Consider the following 1379-nt stretch of genomic DNA (forward strand, 5'->3'; position numbering starts at 1 on the left):
GGCAGAGCCCGCTCCCACAGGGTGATGTCCGAACGCTTAACCTTGTGGGAGCGGGCTCTGCCCGCGAAGAGGCCCCCCTGACACCCCACGAAGCAAGAGGACCCAGCAGTGCGCTCTATCCCCGTCATCATCATCGGCGCCGGCGCCGCCGGTCTCATGTGTGCCCTGAGCGCCGCACAGCGAGGCCGTGAAGTGCTGCTGATCGACCACGCCAACAAGCCAGGCAAGAAGATCCTCATGTCCGGCGGCGGTCGCTGCAACTTCACCAACATGTACACCGAACCTGCCAACTTCCTCTCGCAGAACCCGCATTTCTGCAAGTCGGCCCTGGCCCGCTACACCCAATGGGATTTCATCGCCCTGGTGGCCAAGCACGGCGTGCCCTATCACGAGAAGAAACTGGGCCAACTGTTCTGCGACAACAAGTCCAGCGACATCCTTGGCCTGCTCCTGGCCGAGTGTGAAAGCGCAGGGGTCGAGCTGCGCATGGACACCTCGGTGCAGGCCATCGAGAAAACCGCCGAAGGCTATCGCTTGCAGACGTCAATGGGGCCGTTGGCGTGCCAGTCCTTGGTGGTGGCCACCGGTGGCCTGTCGATTCCGACCCTGGGCGCCACCGGCTTCGGCTACCAGATCGCTCGCCAGTTCGGCCACAGCATCCTGCCCACCCGCGCCGGCCTGGTACCGTTCACCATCACCGACCAGCTCAAAGAGATCTGCGCCGAGCTGTCCGGGACTTCGGTGGATTGCCTGGTGAGCTGCAACGATCAGGCGTTTCGCGAGAACCTGCTGTTCACCCATCGGGGCCTGAGCGGCCCGGCGATCTTGCAGATTTCCTCGTTCTGGCAGCCTGGCGACAGCGTCGAGATCAACCTGCTGCCCGATCACGATGCACTGGCCTGGTTGCAGCAACAACAGGCCGAACGACCCAATTCGGAGCTCAAGACCCTGCTGGGTGAAGTCTTCACCAAGAAAATGGCTAACCTGCTGGCCGAGCACTGGTTCGTGTCCAAGCCGATGAAGCAGTACACCCCGGCCGAGCTGCAGGCGGTGGCGAACGCGTTGGGCGCCTGGCAACTGGTGCCCGCCGGCACCGAAGGCTATCGCACTGCCGAGGTGACCCTGGGCGGGGTCGATACCCGCGAGGTATCGTCCAAGACGATGGAATCGTTGAAGAGCCCGGGTCTGTATTTCATCGGCGAAGTGCTCGACGTCAGCGGGCATCTGGGCGGGTTCAATTTCCAGTGGGCCTGGGCCTCGGGTTACGCGGCAGCGCAGTACGTGTAGCACGACGCCAGTGCGCAGCGCCCCCGGACGCGGCTCGCGCCGCTGCTACAGAGTCCCCACACCCCATCGATCCGCCACCGCCCCTGTAGCAG

The 1379-nt window shown here is 64.0% G+C and carries 1 protein-coding gene; it reads left to right on the plus strand.

Annotated elements, in window-relative coordinates; all coding sequences use genetic code 11:
* The first annotated feature begins 108 nt into the window (after positions 1–108).
* Positions 109–1287 carry an NAD(P)/FAD-dependent oxidoreductase gene (locus QMX89_RS22625; protein WP_282349951.1) on the plus strand — a complete coding sequence of 393 codons (1179 nt, stop codon included), beginning with the start codon at positions 109–111 and terminating at the stop codon, positions 1285–1287.
* Positions 1288–1379: the final 92 nt, after the last annotated feature.

Source organism: Pseudomonas sp. PS01301, assembly GCF_029960215.1.
Classification (GTDB): domain Bacteria; phylum Pseudomonadota; class Gammaproteobacteria; order Pseudomonadales; family Pseudomonadaceae; genus Aquipseudomonas; species Aquipseudomonas coleopterorum.